General features: G+C 64.8%; 15 protein-coding genes and 1 pseudogene. 5 read left to right on the top strand and 11 right to left on the bottom strand.

The genetic code is table 11. The features are described from left to right. Positions 1-373 precede the first annotated feature (373 nt). The 3 genes from AC0V7N_RS14860 to AC0V7N_RS14850 all read left to right on the top strand — a co-directional run bounded on the left by AC0V7N_RS14860 (position 374) and on the right by AC0V7N_RS14850 (position 4,119). Positions 374-2,638 (top strand): PAS domain-containing HWE histidine kinase family protein, encoded by a 2,265-nt coding sequence (locus AC0V7N_RS14860; RefSeq protein ID WP_475458685.1) that lies wholly within the window; start codon positions 374-376, stop codon positions 2,636-2,638. Positions 2,639-2,654: 16 nt separating this feature from the next. Continuing rightward, positions 2,655-3,023 carry a response regulator gene (locus AC0V7N_RS14855; protein ID WP_475458683.1) on the top strand — a complete coding sequence of 123 codons (369 nt, stop codon included), beginning with the start codon at positions 2,655-2,657 and terminating at the stop codon, positions 3,021-3,023. Positions 3,024-3,168: 145 nt separating this feature from the next. After that, positions 3,169-4,119, top strand: a complete 951-nt coding sequence (locus AC0V7N_RS14850; protein WP_475458680.1) for an IS481 family transposase — start codon at positions 3,169-3,171, stop codon at positions 4,117-4,119. Positions 4,120-4,220: 101 nt separating this feature from the next. On the opposite strand, the gene AC0V7N_RS14845 is transcribed toward AC0V7N_RS14850, so the two are convergent. From AC0V7N_RS14845 to AC0V7N_RS14825, 5 genes and pseudogenes are all read right to left on the bottom strand, one after another. Continuing rightward, positions 4,221-5,102, bottom strand: coding sequence for an ABC transporter permease (locus AC0V7N_RS14845; protein WP_475458678.1), 882 nt, complete (start codon positions 5,100-5,102; stop codon positions 4,221-4,223). Continuing rightward, entirely contained in the window at positions 5,099-6,052 is a 954-nt protein-coding gene (locus tag AC0V7N_RS14840; RefSeq protein WP_475460339.1) for an ABC transporter permease, read from the bottom strand. The genes AC0V7N_RS14845 and AC0V7N_RS14840 overlap by 4 nt, the downstream gene beginning before the upstream one ends. Before the next feature lie 20 nt (positions 6,053-6,072). After that, positions 6,073-7,721, bottom strand: a pseudogene (locus AC0V7N_RS14835) (ABC transporter substrate-binding protein). Positions 7,722-7,765: 44 nt separating this feature from the next. Beyond that, a complete protein-coding gene (locus tag AC0V7N_RS14830) occupies positions 7,766-8,539 on the bottom strand; it encodes a DUF427 domain-containing protein (RefSeq protein WP_475458673.1) in 774 nt (257 codons plus the stop codon). A 10-nt stretch (positions 8,540-8,549) separates the two neighbouring features. After that, positions 8,550-9,902, bottom strand: a complete 1,353-nt coding sequence (locus tag AC0V7N_RS14825; RefSeq protein ID WP_475458671.1) for an LLM class flavin-dependent oxidoreductase — start codon at positions 9,900-9,902, stop codon at positions 8,550-8,552. A 193-nt stretch (positions 9,903-10,095) separates the two neighbouring features. Between AC0V7N_RS14825 and AC0V7N_RS14820 the strand changes: the two genes are divergently transcribed. Continuing rightward, a complete protein-coding gene (locus AC0V7N_RS14820; RefSeq protein WP_475458669.1) occupies positions 10,096-11,904 on the top strand; it encodes a dipeptide ABC transporter ATP-binding protein in 1,809 nt (602 codons plus the stop codon). Positions 11,905-12,462: 558 nt separating this feature from the next. Here AC0V7N_RS14820 and AC0V7N_RS14815 read toward each other — a convergent pair. The 6 genes from AC0V7N_RS14815 to AC0V7N_RS14790 form a co-directional block, all read right to left on the bottom strand. After that, positions 12,463-13,155 (bottom strand): ABC transporter ATP-binding protein, encoded by a 693-nt coding sequence (locus tag AC0V7N_RS14815; protein WP_475458667.1) that lies wholly within the window; start codon positions 13,153-13,155, stop codon positions 12,463-12,465. Beyond that, positions 13,152-14,867: a branched-chain amino acid ABC transporter ATP-binding protein/permease gene (locus AC0V7N_RS14810; RefSeq protein WP_475458664.1), complete on the bottom strand. Its 1,716-nt coding sequence runs from the start codon at positions 14,865-14,867 to the stop codon at positions 13,152-13,154. The genes AC0V7N_RS14815 and AC0V7N_RS14810 overlap by 4 nt, the downstream gene beginning before the upstream one ends. Then, complete coding sequence (locus AC0V7N_RS14805; protein WP_475458662.1) at positions 14,854-15,723, bottom strand: branched-chain amino acid ABC transporter permease; 870 nt, start codon at positions 15,721-15,723, stop codon at positions 14,854-14,856. Before AC0V7N_RS14805 ends, AC0V7N_RS14810 begins: the two co-directional genes overlap by 14 nt. Positions 15,724-15,927: 204 nt before the next feature. Beyond that, positions 15,928-17,055: an ABC transporter substrate-binding protein gene (locus tag AC0V7N_RS14800; protein WP_475460337.1), complete on the bottom strand. Its 1,128-nt coding sequence runs from the start codon at positions 17,053-17,055 to the stop codon at positions 15,928-15,930. Between the two features lie 95 nt (positions 17,056-17,150). Further along, complete coding sequence (locus AC0V7N_RS14795; protein WP_475458659.1) at positions 17,151-18,227, bottom strand: CobW family GTP-binding protein; 1,077 nt, start codon at positions 18,225-18,227, stop codon at positions 17,151-17,153. Further along, positions 18,214-19,878, bottom strand: coding sequence for an amidohydrolase (locus tag AC0V7N_RS14790; protein WP_475458657.1), 1,665 nt, complete (start codon positions 19,876-19,878; stop codon positions 18,214-18,216). The genes AC0V7N_RS14795 and AC0V7N_RS14790 overlap by 14 nt, the downstream gene beginning before the upstream one ends. A gap of 238 nt (positions 19,879-20,116) precedes the next feature. Between AC0V7N_RS14790 and AC0V7N_RS14785 the strand changes: the two genes are divergently transcribed. Continuing rightward, positions 20,117-20,893: an IclR family transcriptional regulator gene (locus AC0V7N_RS14785; protein ID WP_475458655.1), complete on the top strand. Its 777-nt coding sequence runs from the start codon at positions 20,117-20,119 to the stop codon at positions 20,891-20,893. Positions 20,894-20,928 lie beyond the last annotated feature (35 nt).

Here is a 20,928-nt window from a genome sequence, read left to right as displayed (position 1 = left end):
CCAATCAGTTTCGCGCATGTCGTTATCCCAAAACGCTACGCAGTTTCAGTCGACATGCATTAGAACGCGCTCATTAACAGCATGGGCGAATTAACGGCTTGCAAAGAAATTCGATCGAATAGCCGGCTTTCACACCCTCAATCCGGCAACCCTGCCGAAGGAAAATCGGCAAGTGCCGGGAACCGAATGGCTTTTTCCGGGTTGAGGCGTTCAGGGGAGCAATGCCTATTCACGGCTTCGTCAAAAGCGTCCAACACGGCGAGCGGTCATGGCGCTCCGCCATGGTCAGCACGAGCGCACGATCCACAGAATCCGACATGTTAGCCCGCACCAATCGACTCTCGCACAGATGCCGACCGATTCACGAGACGCCATGCCGCAAACCAGCACAACGACCATAGGCAATCGTCACCTTGCTTTCCTGTCGGGCGGCGGAGAGCTCGGCTGCCTGATCGCGGCGTTCGACTGGGCCTCGACCTCGATCGGACCGATCGAAGTCTGGCCGCAGAGCCTGAAGACGGCGGTCTCGCTGATCCTGCGCTCCAATGTGCCGATCGTCATGCTGTGGGGCGAGGATGGCGTCATGATCTACAATGACGGCTATTCGGAATTTGCCGGCGGCCGCCATCCGCAATTGCTCGGCTCGAAAGTGCGCGAAGGCTGGCCCGAGGTGGCCGACTTCAACGACAACATCATGAAGGTCTGCCTGGGCGGCGGCACGCTTGCCTATCGCGAGCAGGTGCTGACGCTGAACCGCACCGGCAAACCCGAACAGGTCTGGCTCGATCTCGACTATTCACCGGTGCTCGACGAAAGCGGCGAACCGGCCGGCGTTATCGCCATCGTCATCGAGACGACAGCCAAGGTCGCCGCCGAGCGCTGGCGCGCCAGCGAGCGCGACCGCCAGCGCCAGATGTTCGAACAGGCGCCGGGCTTCATGGCCATGCTGTCGGGTCCGCAGCATGTCGTCGAGCTGACTAATGCCGCCTACATGCAGCTCGTCGGCCACCGGGACATCATCGGCCTGCCGATCCGCCTGGCCCTGCCCGAGATAGAAGGCCAGGGCTTTTTCGAGCTGCTCGACCAGGTGTTCACTTCCGGCGAAGCCTTCATCGGCTATGCGCTGAAGGCCGAGCTGCAGCGCGCGCCGGGTGCGGCGATCGAAGACCGCTTCATCGACCTCGTCTATCAGCCGGTGCGAAACCCGGCGGGCGAAGTGTTCGGCATCTTCGTCCAGGGTGTCGACGTCACCGACAGGCTGCTTGCCGAACAGGCGCTGCGCCAGAGCGAGATGCAATTCCGCACCTTCGCCGAGGCGATGCCCAACCATGTCTGGACGGCGACGCCGGACGGGCTGCTCGACTGGTTCAACCCGCGCGTCTACGATTATTCCGGTGCGAAGCCCGGCGAGCTTGACGGTCAAGGCTGGGCCGACATCGTGCATCCCGACGACATCGTCGCGGCCGCAGAAAAGTGGCAACAGACGGCGGCCGCCGGCACCTTCTACGAGACCGAGTTCCGGCTGCGTCGGCATGACGGCATCTATCGCTGGTTCATTGCGCGCGCCGTCCCGATCCGCGATGCCGACGGCGTCATCCTGCGCTGGATCGGCACCAACACCGATATCGATGACCAGAAGCAGGCGGCGCAGGCCTTGTTGCAGAGCGAGCGGCGCTTGCAGCTGTCGCAGAATGCCGCCGGCATTGCGGCACTCGAACTCGACATCGCCAGCGGAACCGTGGTCGGCTCCGAGGGTTTTTGGGGTCTCTGGGGGCTGTCGCCGCGCGACAGCGTGCACATCAGTGTGCTGGAAAACATCGTCATTCCCGACGACAAGAACGTCCGCTCCAACCCGGAAACGCGTAAGAATGGCACCGCCGTGCCTGCCGTGGAATACCGCATCCGGCGGCCCGACACGGGCGAATTGCGCTGGCTGTCGCGCCACATCGATTTCGTCCATGACGAGACCGGCAAGCCTATCAAGATGTTCGGCGTCATGCAGGATGTCACCGACCGGCGCGAGGCACAGGCGCGGCAGGAACTGCTGACCCACGAGCTCGAACATCGCATCAAGAACATATTGGCGATGGTCGCGGCCATCGCTTCGCAAACTCTGCGCAACACCGACATCGCCACCGCGAGCGCCACCTTCAACGAGCGTCTGCGGGCGCTCGCCAACGCGCATGACATCTTGAACAAGACCCGTTGGACCAGCGCCTCGATCCGCGAGGTGGTCGACAACACCATCGCCACCTTCCCGCTCGAACAGATTTCGATTTCCGGCCCGGCGCTGCCGATCAATCCCAAGATGGCGCTGACGCTGGCGCTCGCCGTCAACGAGCTGGCCACCAACGCGCTGAAATATGGCGCCCTGTCGACACCGGAAGGCAAGGTGTCGATCGAATGGTCGCTGCAGCCATCGGCCGAGGCATCAGGCGAAAAGCGGCTGCTCTGGCGCTGGCGCGAGAGCGGCGGCCCGCCGGTGACGCCACCCAGCCGGCGCGGCTTCGGCCGCTTCCTGATCGAGCGCGTGCTGGGCACCGACTTCGGCGGCTCGGTGCAGATCGACTACCACCCCGACGGCGTCGAATGCGTGTTGAACGCACCGGCACCCCAGTTGCCGACAGCACCTTACTGACTACATAGAGCGTGCCATGACCACTCAGAGCCTCGCCACCGTCCTTGTCGTCGAAGACGAAGCGTTCCTGTTGTTCGCCATCGCCGACGAGCTGCGCGAGGCGGGATACGATGTGCTGGAAGCCAGCAATGCCGACCAGGCGATCCGCCTGCTGGAGAGCCGGCAGGACATCGCCATCCTGTTCACCGACATCGACATGCCCGGCTCCATGGACGGCCTGCGCCTGTCGGCCGCCGTGCGCGACCGCTGGCCGCCGGTCAAGATCATCATCACCTCGGGCAAGCGCCAGCCGGCGGCGGACGCAATGCCGAGCGGCGGCGTCTTCCTGCCCAAGCCCTACGCCCCGGCGGCCGTGGCGGCTACCATCCAGGGCCTGCTCGATTAGGCGCCGACGGCTGAGATTATGCTGCGCATTCCTCTCTTCGTCATCCTAGGGCGTAGCAAGGAGTGAAGCGACGCGGCGCAGACCCTAGGTGTTTGATCCCTGGCTTTAATGGTGTGATATTTTCTTCCGAATGGAAGGAGGCACTATGGGACAGGTTCTACACGGCCGGGCCACGACGACAGAGGCAACCCGTCGAGCAATACAAAATAGTCAAGAGAGCCTGAAGAAGCTCGCCAAGCGCTATGGCATCGATCCGAAGACGGTCGCGAAGTGGCGGCACCGAACCTCGACCGCCGATCTGCCGACCGGTCCCAGAGAGCCGCGCTCGACAGTGCTGTCGCTCGAAGAGGAAGCCGCCATCGTCGCCTTTCGCAAACATACGTTGCTGCCGCTCGATGATTGTCTATATGCCCTTCAGCCGACGATCCCACACCTGACGCGCTCGTCATTGCATCGCTGCCTTCAACGCCACGGCATTTCGAGACTGCCGGAGGTGGACGCCGACAAGCCGGCCAAGAAGAAGTTCGAGGCTTATCCGATCGGCTATTTCCACATTGATATCGCCGAGGTGCAGACCGCCGAGGGCAAGCTACGTCTCTTCGTTGCCATAGATCGAACGTCCAAGTTCGCTTATGCGCAATTGCACGAGACAGCGGGTAAGATGCTGATGGTCCAGTTCCTTCAGGATCTGATTGCGGCCGTGCCCTATGCCATCCACACCATTCTAACCGACAACGGCATCCAGTTCACCAATCGGACCTGCGATCAGCACGCCCCTCAGCACGTCTTCGACGACATTTGCGACAAGCATGGCATCAAGCACCGGCTCACAAAGATCAACCATCCTTGGACCAATGGCCAGGTCGAGCGGATGAACCGAACCATCAAGGAGGCGACCGTCAAGCGCTTCCACTATGACGACCACGATCAACTGCGTCGGCACCTCGCCGACTTCATCACGGCCTACAACTTCGCGCGCAGGCTCAAGACCCTCAAAGGCCTCACGCCCTATGAGTTCATCTGCAAAATCTGGGAAAAAGAGCCAAAACGGTTCCGGCTCGATCCAACCCATCAAATGCCGGGACTAAACACCTAGGGTCTCCGCGACGGAGCTGCGCTCCTGCTCCGCCCTAGGATGACGAAAGGAGGGAGCTCGGCGACCTTGTAAGCCACAGGAGACGCGCAAAAGTCCAGCAACTACTTATCGCTGTTCTCGAGCGCCCCGATCCCCTGCGCGATCAGGTTGGTGGCCATCACCAGCGAGATGATCGCGGCCGAATTGAACACCACCACCCACCATTTGCCGCCGGTGAGGAACCCATAGCCGTCGGCGATTGCCAGCCCCCAGTCGGCCGATGGCGGCTGGATGCCGAGGCCGAGGAAGCTGAGCGTCGCGATCGAGAAGAAGGCGTAGCCGAGCCGGGTGATGAGCTCGATCAGGATGGTCTCCCGGACATTGGGCAGTATCTCCAGGAACATGATCGCCAGCCGTCCTTCGCCGGCGAGCCGCGCGGCGCTGACATAGTCGCGTTCGCGCTGTTCGCGCGCGGCGGTGCGCACGGTGCGCGCCACCAGCGGCGCATAGGCAAGGCCGATCACCAGGATGACGGTGAGGTTGGACGGGCCGATCGCCACCAGCGCCATCGTCACAAGCACGATAAAGGGCAGCGACATGACGGCATCGAGCAGCCGCGCACCGACGGCATCGACCAGGCCGCCAAAGGTGCCGAGCACGAGGCCGATGATGCTGCCGGCTGTGACGCCGGCCAATGTCGCCAGCGGCGCTACTAGCAGGATGTCGCGCGAGCCGACGATGATGCGCGAAAGCACGTCGCGGCCGAGCTGGTCGGTGCCGAACCAGTGCACCGCGTCGGGCGCCGTCATCATCGACAGGAAATCCTCGGCGTAGGGATCGAACGGCACGAATTGCGAGCCGAACACCGCACAGGCGACCCAGAACAAGAGCACCGCCGAGCCGATCACGGTCGACGGCGCCACATCGGGCAGAAGACCACGCAGTCGGCCGAGCCAGGAGAGCCTGATGTCGCCGCGCACGGGAGACTGGGCGAGGTCGGTCATGGCGCGTTGCGCCGGCGCTGGCGCGGATCAAGCAGCGCCTGCAAGAGATCGCCGATCGCCGCCGTCGACACGAAGATCGCAGCCATCACCAGCACGCCGGCCTCGAGCATCGGAAAGTCGCGTGCCTTGGCAGCACTCAGCACCAGATTGCCGAGCCCTTGAATGCCGAACAGCGCCTCGATCACCACCAGCCCGCCGAGCAGAAAACCGCTCTGGGTGGCGATGACCGCCACCGTCGGCACCAACGCGTTGCGCAGCACATGCTTGAACAGCACCTGCGAGGGGCTGAGGCCCTTGAGGATGGCGGTGCGCGTATAGTCCGCGCCGCGCGCCTCGATCACCCCTGCCCTGGTCATGCGCGCGACATAGCCGATGAGGTTCAGCACCAGCGGCAGCGCCGGCAGGATGAGGTAGTGGCTGGACGTCCAGAAGCCGGCCCCGTCCGGCGCCGCTCCGGTGATCGGAAACCAGGCCAGCCACAGGCCGAAGACCATCAGCAGCAAAAGGCCGGAGACGAAGTCCGGCACGATCGAGAGCGAGACGCCGGTCAGCACGATCAGCCGGTCGGCAAGGCTCCCCGAGCGCAGGCCCGCGACGACGCCGGCACCGATGCCGATCGGCACCAGGAACAGCAGCACGACGCCGGCCAGTGCGGCGGAATTCTTGATGCTCGACAAAACGAACGGCGCCACCGGCGCGCGCATCGACAGCGAGTCGCCAAAATCCCCTGTGATCGCCCGGCTGAACCAGTGCCAGTATTGCGCAAGGATCGGCTGGTCGGTGCCGAGCTTGCGGTTGAGTTCGGCGACCGCCTGCGCATCGGCGAACGGGCCGAGCATGACGCGGCCGACATCGCCGGGCAGCACCTGCCCGGCGAGGAAGACCAGCGCGCTGACCAGCCACAGTGTCAACAGCAGCGAGCCCGCGCGCGCCGCCAGGGGTCGGACGATCGCGATTGAGGCGATGCCGCTCAAACGAACGACACTTTATCGAGCAGCAGATGCGAGATCGCGGTGAAACGCACGCCCTCGACCTTAGAGGAGACGATGCGGCTGTACTGCGAGAAATAGCTGATGATCAGCGGCGTCTCGTCGAGCAGCAGCGTCTGGATCTTGCCGGCGGCGAGCCGCTGCGCCTGCAGGTCGCGCGCCTTGCCATACTCGAGCAGCAGCGCGTCATAGTCCGGGTTGTTGAAATGCGCTGCGTTCCAGGCGCCCGAGCTCTTCAGCGTCGCGTTGAGGAAGATGTCGGGCGTGCCGCGATGGCCGAAATCGGTGATGCCGAGATTGGAGTCGAGCCATGGCGAGCTGCCGAATGTCGCCGAGCCGTAATAGGCATCCTGCGGCAGCACGTTTAGCTTGATGTCGATGCCGGCCTTCTTGGCGAAGTTCTGTATGATCACGGCATAGTCGGGAATGTCGTAGGCGCGTTCGGTGGTCAGCGTCACCTCGAAGCCGTTCGGTACGCCGGCCTCGCCCAGCAGGCGCTTGGCCTCGGCAATGTCCTGCTTGCGCTGCGGCACCGACGGATCGGCCGACGGGAAGATCGGCGCAAACGGCGTGTCGTTGCCGACAACGGCGCGGCCCTTCAGCAGGCCCTTGACCACGGCCTCGCGGTCGATGGTCAGCGCCAGCCCGCGGCGGATACGCTTGTCGGTGAACGGCGCCTGGTCGGTCCTGAGATGCGCCGGGTCATGCGAGCTGGCCTGCACGCTGAGCAGCTTGAAGTTCGGATTGCCTTCGATCGCCAGTTCCAGCCGCGTCGTGCTGGGGATGACGTCGAGCTGGCCGGCCTGCAGCGCCAGCACCTGCGCCTGTTCGTCGTCGAAGAACTTGATCTCGACGCGGTCGGGCAGCGCCTTGTCGCCCCAATAATCCGGGTTGCGCACGAAGCTTGCGCCTTGCTTGGGACGGAAGGAGTCCAGCTTGAACGGGCCGGTGCCGTTGAAAGTCTTCTCGAAGTCGCCGGCATAGTCGGCCGGCAGGATGACGGCGTTGTAGACGTCGGAGGAAACGTAGAACGGGAAATTGCCGTTCGACTGGTCGAGATCGAAGGCGACGGTTTCATCGTCGACGACCTTGGCGCCGCCCTTGGAGAGAATGCCCTTGTAGGCCGACAGTGCCGAGGAACCGCTGGCCGGATCGACCAGCCGCTCGAAGCTCGCCACCACGTCCTTGGCGGTCACGCTGCGGCCATCGTGGAACTTGACGCCGGGCCGCAGCTTGAAGGTCCAGCGCTTGGCCGTCTCGTCGGCTTCCCACGACAGCGCAAGCTTCGGCTGCAGCCCGTCCTTGGGATCATCGAGGATCAGGTACTCGCCGACCTGGCTGAGCACGCCGATGCTGGCCGGATCGGTGATGGTGACGGGATCGATCGCCTTGGTCGGCTGGCCGAGGCCGACGCGGACCGTGCCACCGGTGGTCGCCGCGCGTGCGCCGGATGTAAACAGCCCCTGCGAGGCGGCAAAGCCGGTGAGGCCAGAAGTGCAGCGTATTTCAAGAGGTCGCGGCGCTTGAGGAAGCCCTGCGCATATTCATCCACGGCGACATTCCAGATGTCGCCATTGGTGCCGTGCGTCGACTGGTTGCGCAAAAGATCGATGTCGGAACGTTTCGTCATTGTCAGTCTCTCATCAATTGGAGGATGGGGAGAAAAGGCCGCCGTCAGGCCGGCTGGCCGTCGAGATGGATGCGGTCGACCGCTTGCGGATAGAAGGCGATCAGGCCTTTGATCCTAGGCATTTCGTCGATCGGGTCGCGGTAGCTCCAGGCAATGTCGGGACGGATCGAACCGTCCTTCAGCAGACCCGACCAGTACGAGGCGATGCCTTTGTAGGGACATCGCGTCGTCGAATTGGACGCCGTCAGCCGCTCCAGCCGGATATCCTCCGGAGGAAGGTAGAAACGCGTCGGCAGATGGGTCTCGAACAGCAGCACCGGGCGCTTGCTGTCGGCGATGATCTCGCCGTCGAACCAGACCTGGACATGGCTGGAGCTTTGCAGCACATCGATGCGCGCATAGGGATCGCGGGCGTGGACGAAGACTTCTTCTTCCTCCTCGAACCATTGGTCGACCGCCTTCCAGGTGAAGGCGATACGGCCGGCGAGCGGCGCCAGATTTTCATCCGGGGGTGCTGTGAACGACCACGCCGCATTGGCGGCGCGCCTGTCGCCGCTGTCGATGTCCCAATAGGCGGTCTCGCCGCCGACGGCATGCGGCTCGCGATGCAGCGAGGGTTTCAGCACCGACGGATCGACCGCGGACGGCGGGAAGAAATAGATCGGCAGGAAATGATTGGAGCGCAGCACCAGCACATTGCGGCTGTCGGCGATGGTGCGCCCGCCAAATTTGACGCGGATGCGCTTGGGGCTGTGCAGGACATTGACGAGACGCGGAGCGGTGGCTTCGCGGGGTTGCAGGTTTGGCGCGGCGGTCATGATTTCCTCCTCAGGACACGGCGCGCGCATTGGCGCGCTGCTCGGCGAAGCGGTTGGCGGGACGGGCAAGGCCAAAACGGTCGCGCAACGTGCCCGGCGCATATTCGGTCGGGACCAGGCCGCGCCGCTGCAGTTCCGGCACCACCTGCTCGGCGAAATTCACCCAGTCCTCGGGCAGCAGCGGGAACATCAGGTTGAAGCCGTCGGCGGCACCCGCGACGAACCAGTCTTCGAGCTGGTCGGCGATCTGCTTCGGCGTGCCGGCAACCGTCGGCACCGAGCCGCTGTTGGCGAGCTTGCGGGCGATATCGCGCAGGCTGAGATTCTGCTTCGACCATTGCTTGACGCGGTTGAGCGAGGTGCGGCCGCCATTGAAGGTGCTCTCATCCGGCAGCGGCGGCAGCGGGCCATCAGGCGGATAAGCCGAGAGGTCGAGGCCGCTCCAGCTCGACAAAAGGTCGATGCCGACCTGGTCGGGAAGCAGGCTCTGCAGATACTCCTGCTTGTCGCGGCCTTCGGCTTCGGAGGCGGCGACGATTGGCAGGATGCCGGGCAGGATCTTGAAGCTCTCCGGCCGCCTGCCGTGGCGGGCCAGCCGCTCGTTGATGTCCTGCCGGTATTTGATGCCGTCTTCCCTGGTGCTGAAGATGGCGAAATGCACGTCGGCCTGCGCGGTGGCGAAATTCTTGCCATCCTCCGACGAGCCGGCCTGGACGATCAGCGGGTGGCCCTGCGGCGGCCGCGACACGTTGAGCGGCCCGCGCACCTTGAAATGCTTGCCCTTGTGGTCGATCGGGTGGACCTTTTCGGGGTCGGCGAAATAGCCCGACTCCTTGTCGATGAGCAGCGACTCGTCTTCCCAGCTGTCCCACAGCGCCTTGACGATATCGAGGAATTCGCCGGCCCGCTCATAACGGAAGGCGTGTTCGATGTTGCCGTCTCGGCCGAAATTGCGCGCTTCCTCGTCCATCGCCGAGGTGACGACGTTCCAGGACGCCCTGCCCTTGCTGATATGGTCGAGCGAAGCGAACATGCGCGCAACATTGTAGGGCTCGCTGTAGGAGCTCGACGCCGTGGTGATCAGGCCGATATGCCTGGTCACGCCGGCCAGCGCCGACAACAGCGTCAGCGGCTCCAGGCGGGCATTGGCGTAGTGCGCGACGCCGCTCTTGACCGAATCCCAGATCGAGACGTGGTCGGCAACGAAGATGGTGTCGATCCTGGCCCGCTCGGCCGCCTGCACCAGTTCGCGATAATAGTCAAAGTCGAGCACTTCGCGGCCCGGCGCGCGCGGATGGCGCCATGCCATGCGATGGTCGCCCTGCGGGTTGAAGAAGAACGCGCTGAGGATCATGTGCGACATCGAACTTCCCTTGCCTTCGCTGCGGAAAACCGCCGGCGCTGCGGCCTGTCGCCGTGCCCCGAAAATCGTCCTGTCCTTGAAAGTTAGATTGCGCTCAACTTTAATTCGAGTAATTTTATAGAGATTGTTCCCTGTGAAAGCGGAAGCGATTGCCCCCGATCGCGGCCCGCGCAGAAAGTGGTTTCAGGTTTCCATGTCTTCGGTTCTAAACGTCGAGCACCTCTCCGTTTCCTATCGCGGAGCCAGGCATATCCATCGCGCGGTCGATGACATATCGCTTCGCATCGGCCAGGGCGAAGCGCTCGGGCTGGTTGGCGAGTCCGGCTCGGGCAAAAGCTCGGTGGCGCTGGCGGTGCTGCGCTATCTGCCCAAACATGCCCGGGTCGAAGCCGCGCAATTGGCCTTCGAGAACCGCGAGATTCGCGACCTTTCCGCCGACCGGCTGCGCCGGCTGCGCGGCGACCGCATCGCCGCCGTCTACCAGCATCCGGGCTCGGCGCTGAACCCGAGCATGACCATTGGCGGCCAGATCACCGAGACGATCCTGCGCCATCGCCCGATGCATCACGACGATGCATTTGGCCGCGCGGCCCAGCTTCTGAGCCGCGTCCGCGTCGCCAACCCCGAACGTGTGCTGCAGCTTTATCCGCACGAGCTGTCGGGCGGCATGCAGCAGCGCGCCAACATTGCCATTGCGATTGCGCTCGACCCGTCGCTGCTGGTGATGGACGAGCCGACCACGGCGCTCGACGCTAGCGTGCAGTCCGAGATCATCGCCATCCTCGACGATCTGCGCCGCGAGCACCGCACCAGCATCCTTTTGATCAGCCACGACATCAACCTGATCCGCCGCTCCTGCGACCGGGTCTCGGTGATGCAGGCCGGCTCGATTGTCGAAACCGGCGTCGCCGGCGAAGTATTCGACAATCCGCGCCATGCCTACACAAAGGCGCTGGTTGCGGCCATTCCGACGCTCAACCGCACCAAGCGCGACGGCAGGCTGGCAGAGGATGCGAGCCCCATCGACCTCACTTCGGACGTGCCCGCCGGCGAGAGCGAGGACAACGCCCTGCCCGCGCGGCAGCGCGAAATCGCTGTCTCGTGCCGGGGCATCAAACAATCCTTCGGCGGCCAGCCGGTTTTGCACGGCATCGACCTCGACATCGCCAGCGGCGAGACTTTTGGGCTGATCGGTGAGTCCGGTTCCGGCAAATCGACACTAGCCAGGATCGTCACCGGCCTGCAGCCGCCGACGGCGGGCACGGTCGACCTATTCGGCAAGACCGTGGCGCCGCTGGTCGAGCGGCGCCAGCACGGCGAACGGCGCGACGTGCAAATGGTGTTCCAGTCACCGGACCGCACGCTCAACCCGCGCCAGCGCATCAGCCGCATCCTTGGCCGCCCACTGCGCCGTCTGGCCGGCCTGCCGCGCCGCGCGGTGCCGCAGCGCGTCGGCGACCTCCTGGCCTCGGTCCGCCTCGCCCGCACAACGGCCGAGCAAAAACCCGGAACGCTGTCCGGCGGCCAGCGCCAGCGCACGGCCATCGCGCGCGCCTTTGCCGGCCTGCCACGGCTGGTTGTGCTGGACGAGCCGACCTCGGCGCTCGACGTGTCGGTGCAGGCCACGGTTCTCAACCTGCTCAACGATCTCCAGCGCAAGCAGGACACCGCCTATCTCTTCATCAGCCATGATTTGCGGGTGGTGCGCTACATGGCCGACCGCATCGGCGTGCTCTATCGCGGCCGCCTGGTCGAGACCGGTTCATCCGACCAGATCTTCGCCGGCCCCAATCACCCCTACACGCAGATGCTGCTGGCCGCGTCTTCCAATGATGGGCAGGCCGCGACCCTGGCCGAAGCGCCCGCCATCGAAGCCGGCCCCCGCGGCTGCGCCTTCGCCGGCCGTTGCCCCTTGGCCGACGCCGGCTGTCTCAAGGCCGAACCTGTGGCCAGGGAGATCGAAGCAGGCCATTTTATCGCCTGCTGGAAACGCGCTGCCTGATCGAACCTTGGTCCAGCCGTCGCGGTGGTTTCGCTGCGGTTCTTTCGAAGCGGACCTCACCCACAAGCGAGGCGATTATATGGACTGAGATCACTCTGAAACCCTGTGGGTGAACAGGATTTGTGCTACACTCGGCCCCATTGAAAAACCCTCACTCGCTGGGTTCTTGCTGCTTGGATGACGAATACCGCAACCATCCACGTGTATCTGGCCGACGAGGGTGTTGACTGCTGGCGCCCCGCTCTCGCGACGCATCTTAACGATGACCGATACCGAATCATTGCCAAGCCGCCGATGGGTGAAGTCTGGGAATTCCAGAATGGGGACGTGGTGCACTGTGAAATATGGCGACTATCTGGCGACGGAGGCGTGATCTCAGATTGCCTCGTCGCCGTACGACGCGCGGATCATTAGGCCGGTCTCGATTTCGCGCCGGAAAGTTAAGGTCTTACGGGCCTTTAGCGCTGTCCGGAAGTTCTCTTTGGCGTTGGCTTTTGCTTGTGATCGGCTGGCTTTCGCGCCGGTAGGGTGCCTTATGCAACGGCTGCCCCATTGCCCCTACCCCCCGAGATAAAGCCGGTGCAGTTCGTCCGGCGACTTCAGCAGGTTCATGCAGTCGCCGTCATGGACGACGCGGCCGCGCCGCATGACATAGGCGCGGTTGCCGATCGACAGCGCCAATGCGGCGAACTGCTCGACCAGCAGCACCGCCAGCCCATTGTCGGCGAGCTTGCGCACCGCGCTCATCAATCGTGTCACGATGACCGGTGCCAGGCCCGCCGACATCTCGTCGATCAAAAGCACCTTGGGCCGCGTCAGCAGTGCGCGCGCAATGACCAGCATCTGCTGCTCGCCGCCCGACAAAAGGCTGGCCTTCACCGTTCGCCGCTGCACCAGTTCGGGAAACAGCGCATAGGCCTCGCCGAGATCAGCCCCTGAATGCAGGCTCACCCGAAGGTTCTCCTCGGTGGTCAGCTGGCGGAACACGGTGCGGCCCTGCTCGACATGGGCAAGGCCTTCGCGCGAGCGCACGCCGGGCCGCGTCTTCTGGATCTCGCGGCCATCGATGGCGATCGAACCGCCGGCGACAGGGATGATGCCCGACAGGCCTTCGAGCAGCGTCGTCTTGCCCGCACCGTTGGCGCCGAGCACGACGCTGATGGCGCCGCTTTCGACCGCTATGTCGAGCGACGACACGACAGGCAATTCTGCGCGGTTGATCGACAGGTTGGAAACGACGAGCTTGCTCATGCCGCCACGCTCTCTTCCTCGATGCCGAGATAGGCCTTCTTCACCGAACCCTGGTCGAGCACCTTGGCCGGCGGACCCGACGCGATGACGCGGCCGAAATCGAGCACGGTGACCTCCGAGCAGACCGCCCGCACCAGGTCCATATCGTGCTCGACCAGAAGCACCGCCGAGCCGAACAGTCTTGGGATTTCCGCGATGCGCTGCCCCAACCGCACGCTCTCCTCATGCGACTGGCCGGCGGCCGGCTCATCGAGCAGCACCACCGCCGGGCGGGCGGCGACAACGCCGGCGACGTCGAGCAGCCGCCTGGTGCCGGCATCGACCGAAACCACCAGCGTGTCGGCATCGGGACAATCCAGCCAGCCGAGGATCGCTTTGGTCTCGCTCGCCGACAGCCCCTTGGCGGCGAGCGCCAGATAGCCGCCGACCGTGAGTTCCGGCGCGATGCGGTTGGTCTGCCAGGTCCGGCGAACGCCTTCGCGGGCGCGCAGATGCGCCGGCATACCTTCCAGCGGTTTTTCGCCCAGCCGGATGCTGCCCTCATAGCTTGATAGGAAGCCGGCGACGGCATCGATGAAGGTCGACTTGCCCGCGCCGTTGGGGCCGATCAACCCGGCGACGGTGCCTGCAGCAACCGTCAAGCTGACGCCGTCGATCGCCACCACGCTGCCATAGCGCACGGTGAGCTTGTCGATGCTGAGCGCCGGGCCGGCTGCGCGACTGACCGGGCTCGGCAAGTCACTTGCCGGCGCCGATGCGGCCGCCCTCACGCGGGTCGGCATCAGCTTGCGCACTTGCCGCCGAAAAGTCTCGCTCATCGTCTCGCCTGTCGACAGTGCCTGCGTGGCGCCGATGGCGAACAGCACATTGCCGATGTCCTGCGGCAAATCGAGCCGGCGCAGGATTTCCGGAAACATCACCACCAACAAGCCGCCGATGATGGCGCCCTCGGCGAAATGCGCGCCGGTCATCACCGCCACCGCATAGAGCGACAGCGACTGCATCATGCTGAAATTCTCTGAAACCAGCGTGCCGAGATAACCGGCAAGCAGTCCGCCGGAAATGCCGGCGATGAAAGCCGAGATGGCGAAGGCCGACAGCTTGGCGGTGGCGATGCTGACGCCGTGCGCGGCCGCCGCGCGTTCGGAATGCCGCACCGCCAGCCAGGAGGCGCCAAGCCGCGAGCGGCTGAGCACTTCCAGCACCACCGCGACGGCGACATAGAACATCAGCACGAAGACGAAATAGCCTTCGTCGCTGTCGAACAGTTCCGGCCGCGGCACCTGCAGGAAGTCGGTCTGGCCGGGATAGGTCATGGTCGCCAGGATGGTGTCGAAGGCGGTGGCGAAGGACAGCGTGACGATGGCGAGGTTGATGCCGCGCAGCCTCAGCGCCGGCAGGCCGATGGCGACGCCGAACGGCACCGCCGCCAGTCCGCCGATGAGGATCCAGACGGACAGTCCGCCCGGCGCCTCGGCGAGGTTGAGATAGCCGACGGTCCAGGCGCCGACGCCGGCAAACGACATCTGGCAAAGCGCGATCATGCCGGTGCGTCCGGCGACGAGGCCGAGGCTCTGCAGCGCGACGCCGGTGATCAGCACCGAAGTGGCCAAGAACACCCAGTAGGACGGCAGCAGGCCGGCGATGACGCCGCCAAGGACGATCGCCGCGATGATAACGATCAGCGAAGCTTTCAGACTAGCGCGCTTCATCCCAACGGGCCTCCCGTTGCGACCACAGCAGGACGGCAAGCACGACCAGGAACGGAATGGCGCTGCGATACTGGCTGATGCTGTCGACCGAGCTTGCCATGCCCTCGACCAGGCCAAGCCCGATGCCACCGGCGAGTGTGCGCCAGAAGCTGCGGAACAGGCCGACAAGGGCGGCCGCAAGTGCGGGCACGACCAGCAGGCTGAGCGTCATGAAATTCGGCGAGCGCTGCGGCGCGATGATCATCAGCGCGAAGGTGGTGAAGGCGCCGGTCATGCCCCAGACCAGCAGCGACAGGAGCTGCACGCGGATGCCGAGCAGTTCGGCCGCCATCGGCCGATCGGCCAGCGCGCGCAGATTGAGCCCGACCTTGGTGGTGTTGAGGAAGAGGTCGGCCAGGATGGTGAACAGTGCCGCCAGCCCGATGGTCAGCACCGAGGCGATCGTCACCTCGACACCGGCCATGCGGAAGGCCGAACCGGGAAACAGTTCCGGCATGTTGTGCGGATGCTGGCCGCCGGTGAGCCGCAGGCCGATGGCAATGATGCCGACCAGCAAGGCCACCGTCACCGCCGCCTTGGTCGAGGCGCTGGCCTCGCCGAACCACCGCGTCATGATAAAGCCGATGGCAACGCCGACCACCGTGCCGGCGGCAATGCCGGCCAGCACAGACGGCCAGATCGGGAAACCGGCTTCATAAAGCGCGATCAGCACGAAGGTCCCCGCCGTGCCGATGGCGGCGCCGGTGAAATTGACCACGGCGACGAGCCGATAGGTGAAGACGGCGCAGACGCCGAGCAAGGCATAGGTGCCTCCGGCTGTCAGCCCCGCCACGGCGGATGTAAGCAATGCGTTCATCGGATTCCCAATTTGGAGAAATGGACTGGCTTCGAGCCGACCTCTTGTCGAGGCCGGCGCCGCCTCTCATTCTCCCGCCCGTCCTCCGCAGCAGCTGCGCTGCAGCTGCGGAGGGTGGACCGGACATTTCTCCCCGTGAACGGGGAGAAAGAGCCTGGATGCCGGCAGGCAGATGAGGAGCGGCGCCAACGCCCCGGGAGGACTCTACTTGGCCTGTGGCAGCACGACCCAGTCCGGCGTCTCGACCGTCCAGGCGCCCTTTTCCAGTCTCATCACCTTGGTCGCCTGCATCGGCGAATGCGTTTTCGCCGTACCGAAAACATAGGGGGAGCCGGAAAGCGGATTGGTGATCGGCTGCATCTCGTGCAGCGCCTTGGTCACGCTCTCGCGCGTCACCTCGCCGTCGATCGACGACACCACCTTCACGAACAGCTGGGCGGCGAGGTAGCCGCCTTGCGAGAAGGCGGTCAGCGGCCGGCCGGCCTTCTGCATGTCGGCCACCCATTGCGCGTTGGCGGCCGAGCTCTTCTCGGTGAAGGGCTCCCATTCGGTGCCGACATAGATCGGCTGTTGGGTGTCGGCCAGTGCCGAGGCGACCTGCTCGGTATAGCCGGGCGCCAGGAACAGCCAGTTGATGCCGGTGATCTTCTGCGCGTCGACGGTCTTGATCAGCTGCACCACTTGCGGTTCGACCTGGTTGGTCAGCACCGCGTCGCAGCCAGCGTCGCGCGCCTTGATCACATAGGGTGTCAGATCGCCCTGGAAGGGCAGCGTCAGGTCGATGAGATGGATCTTTTTGCCCGAGATCTTTTCCCAGTTCTCGATCGCCTTCTTGTAGGCTTCCTGCGTGCCGCCGATGATGATGAAGAAGGCGCACAGTTTTTCGCTCTTCAGCTGGTTGGTGGCGTACCAGGCCATCGCGGTCGACAGCGTGTAGGGCCCGACATTGACCGGCGCCACGTTGGGCGAGGAAAAGCAGGCGGCGTCGACGCCGAGGCCCTGCACCGACAGGATCTTCTTGCGGCTGTAGGTGGCGGAGTTGACGGCGCAGTCGAGCAGGCTGCCCGAGCCGACCAGCGCCACCGCTTCCTTGTTGTCGATGAGGTCGCGCGCGGCCTGGGCCGCGACCGCGGGATCCGCCTTGTCGTCGGCGATGGTGTAATCGATCTTGCAGCCATTGATGCCGCCGGCCGCGTTGACGGCATCGAAGGCCGCCTTTGTCGCCTTCGGCACTTCACTGAAATCGGCGGGTCCGGTAATGGTCGACACCGCGCCGACCTTGATCGTCCCGTCCTTGCAGGTCGGGCCGGCGGCCGAAGCCGTCCCGACCATGGCGGCAAGGCTCGCGCCGGCGAAGGCTGCCGCGAGCAGGCTGGATTTCCATTGCATGTCAGTCACTCCCCTGTTTTTCCTGATTCATTTTCTGATCATGCGGCGGCGCGATCCGGCGCCCTGATGCTGGCGGCGTCGATGGCCGCGAACTTCGTCAGCGTGCGTGCGATCGTCTCACGCGCAATGTCGCGCACGATGAACACCAGCCGCGTGCGCCGGTCGGCCGACGGCCAGGCGTCGAGCCGCACCAGCGGATGGAAGACATGCTGCACGCCATGCAGCACCAGCGGCCGCTCCGGCTGGTCGGTGACATGCACCAGGCCCTTCAGCCGCAAGAGATCCTCGCCCTTCAGCGCGGCGACATAATCGAGCCAGCGCGCGAAGGCCGCCCACTCGACAGGCTCGTCGATGACGAAACTGTAGGACTGGATGCCGTGATGCGCGTGGGCATGGTGGTGATGATGTTCGTGGTCATGCTTGCAATCAGGCCCGCATTCCTGCCCGGCCATTTCCAGCCAGGCGGCGATCCCATGCGGATCGGTCGCCGCGCCAAAATGCTTGATATCGAGGATGTCGAAATCGGCCTCGCCATTATACGCCAGGCTTTGCCGCGCAGTCGGCGCGAGCGTCGCCAGCCGGCGCTGCAATTCGCCCAAAACTTCGGGCGAAACCAGATCGGTCTTGGTGATCAGCAGCCGATCGGCAACCGCGACCTGCTTGGCTGCCTCCGCATGGCGGTCGAGGGTCGACCAGCCATTGACCGCGTCGACCGTGGTGACGACGCCGGCAATGACATAGCGGCCGGCGAGTTCCGGCTCGTCCATCAACGTGTGCAGGATCGGCGCGGGATCGGCCAGTCCCGTCGTCTCGATGACGACATGGGTCAGCTCAGGCACTTCGCCGGAACGGCTGCGCTCGTCCAACGCCTTCAGCGTCGCGACCAGATCGCCGCGCACCGTGCAGCAGACGCAGCCATTGTCGAGCAGCGTGAACTGCTCCTCGCTCACCTCGATCAAGAGATGGTCGAGGCCGATGGCGCCGAACTCGTTGATGATCACGGCCGCACCGGCCAGCGACGGCCGGCGCAGCAGGCGGTTCAACACCGTGGTCTTGCCCGAGCCGAGGAAGCCGGTGAGCACCGTCACCGGGATGGGGCGGTCAGCTCCGCTCATAGACCACCCTCCCCTCGAACCAGGTGGTCAGCACCTTGGTGTCGGCGATCTCGTCGGCCGGACTGTCGAGCACGTTGCGGTCGAGCTTGATGAAGTCGGCCGACTTGCCGATCTCGATCGAGCCGACCGTGTCGGCGAGCCCAATGGCGCGGGCCGAGTTGATGGTGAAGATTTCGAGCGCGGTGGCGACATCGAGCGCCTGCTCCGGCCACAGTGCGGCGCCCTTGAATTCGCCGCTCGGGTTGCGGCGCGTCACCAGCCCTTCGATGCCGTCCCAGGGATCGGGATTGGGCATGACCGGCCAGTCCGAACCACCGGCGAGCAGCGCGCCGGCCTCCAAGAGATCCTTGTTCGGCCAGAAGCGCAGTGCGCGCGCCTCACCCATCGTCTGTTTGTGGCCTTCGAGGAAGCTGGTCGGATACCACAGGAAGGGCGACAGGTCGGCGGCAACGCCGAGTTCGGCAAAGCGGGCAATGTCATCGGGCGCGATGTAGCTGGCGTGCGCGATGTGGTGGATCAGCCTGGTCGGCCCGTTGAAGGAGCGCACGACATCGATGGCGTCGAGCGCCTGGCTGACGGCGGCGTCACCCGCGCAGTGGATTTTCACGCCGAGCCCGAGCTTCTCGCATTTGCCGACCCAGCGGATCAGCTCCGGCACGGTGACGATGGTGGAGCCGCGAAAGCAGCAGCCGAGGACCGGGTCGTCGGTATAGGGCTCGTGGAAGGCGGCGGTGCGCGCGCCCGGCACGCCGTCGAGGAACACCTTGACGAAATCCGGCTTCGCATGAACGCCGCGATAGTTCTCGCGCAGCGCGATCAGCTCGTCGCCGGCGATGCCGAACATGAAGGAGGGCTCGACCGCCGGCATCGCCGACACCGACCAGGCGGTCAGTTCGCCGCGATCGTCGAGGCCTTTGAGCGCCGCCAGGATCGGCTGCATGGCGGCGGCGTCGAGGAAGGCGGTGACGCCATAGGAATTGAGCGTGGCGATCGACTGCGCCATCGCCGCCCGGTCCATCTCTTCGGTGTAGTGGCCTGATCTGGCGATGGTGCTTTCGACGATGCCGGCGGCGGATTCGATCATCATGCCGGTCGGCGCACCAGACGTCGGGTCGCGGCCGATCGAGCCTTTTTCCGGGTCGGGCGTCGCGGCGGATACACCAGCCAGGCACAGGGCTTGCGAGTTGATCCACCTGTTGTGATAGGTGTCGTCGCGCAGCATTACCGGCCGGCCCTGGCTGGCTCTGTCGAGTGCGGCCAGCGCTTCCAGCGTGTTCAGCTTCGGCAAGAGGTCGCTGCCCCACTGGCCGCCGATGATCCATGACCCTTCCGGCGCCTTGGCGGCTGCGTCGGCGACGTGCGCGATCAGCGTCTCGAAGCTTGAGGTCGGCGCGAAGCGCAGTTCGAACAGCTCCGCCTGCCCGCCCATCATCAGATGCGCATGCACGTCGACAATGCCTGGCATCAGCATGGCGCCGTCGAGATCGACAACGCGCGTCTGCGGCCCGCTCAGGCCGGCGACGGCATCCGCCTCGCCCACCGCCACGATGCGCCCGCTTTTGACGGCCACCGACGAGGCCCATGGCCGCTTGCGATCCAGCGTGTAGATGCGGCCATTGGTCAGAACCAGGTCAGCACTTCTATCGGGCATTTTTTCTCGCTCCTCACTCGCCGCCAGTTGCGCGCCATACAGGGCACTCCAGCGAACCTCGGCATTGCGTGCGGCGCCGCACTTGGCCTTGCCGCGAAATCGCTTTTGCCCCTTGTTTTTTACGTTCCCATATCGGTTCACCATGTGAACCGACGTTTTGTATGTTATATCCAGACTGCAAGCCGCAAAGGCTGCTGTCAAGTTAATTCACACGCTAAGTATCTCGGAGATTTCTGCCATGAGCACGGTCGGCAAGGCGATTTCGCTGCTGGAGCTTTTCACGCCGAAGGAGCCGGAGATCGGCCTCTCCGACATCGCCCGCAAGTCGGGCCTCGACAAGGCCACGGCGCGCCGCCTGCTGGTGGCGCTGGCCGAGCACCGGCTGATCGAGCAGGAGCCGCTGAGCCGCCGCTACCGGCTCGGCGCCGGGCTCTCCCGCCTCGCCCGCATGCGCGACGCGCATCTGCCCTTCGTGCGCGTCGCCGCGCCCATCGTGCGCGAGCTGGCGCTGGAGACCGGCGAGACCGTGCATCTCTCCGAATTCAGCGCCGGCGCGCTGCTCACCGTGCATGTCGAGCTGTCCGCAAAAGCCAACCGCGTCAGCGTCGATGTCGGCCAGATCCTGCCGCTGCACGGAACGGCTTCCGGAATCGCCTTCCTGGCCTTCTCGCGCCCGGAAACCATCGAAGCACATTTCGGCAAGCCGCTCACCGCCTTCACCCAGCACACCGTGACCAGCCGCGACGCGGTGATGGGAGCCGTACGGCTGGCGGCGGCACGCGGCTATTCGCGCAGCGCCCAGGGCTATGAGGAAGGCGTGCACTCGGTCGCCGCCCCCATCCTCGGTTCGGACGGTTTTCCCGTCGGCACGCTGGCCGTGGCCTCGCCGCTGTCGCGCATCGACGATGCCATTGCCGAGCGCCAGGGCCAGGCCGCGCGAGAAGCCGGCGCCAAGATTTCTGCCCACCTCACCGGCGAACAATGGCATGCGTCTCTGCCGTTGCGGCAGAGATAATTATCATGTTAAGTTCATGTCTGCCGCAAGCCCGC

Source organism: Mesorhizobium kamtschaticum (assembly GCF_056174585.1).
Note: the sequence above shows the minus strand (reverse complement) of the source record. Positions and strands in the feature narration are given on the sequence as shown.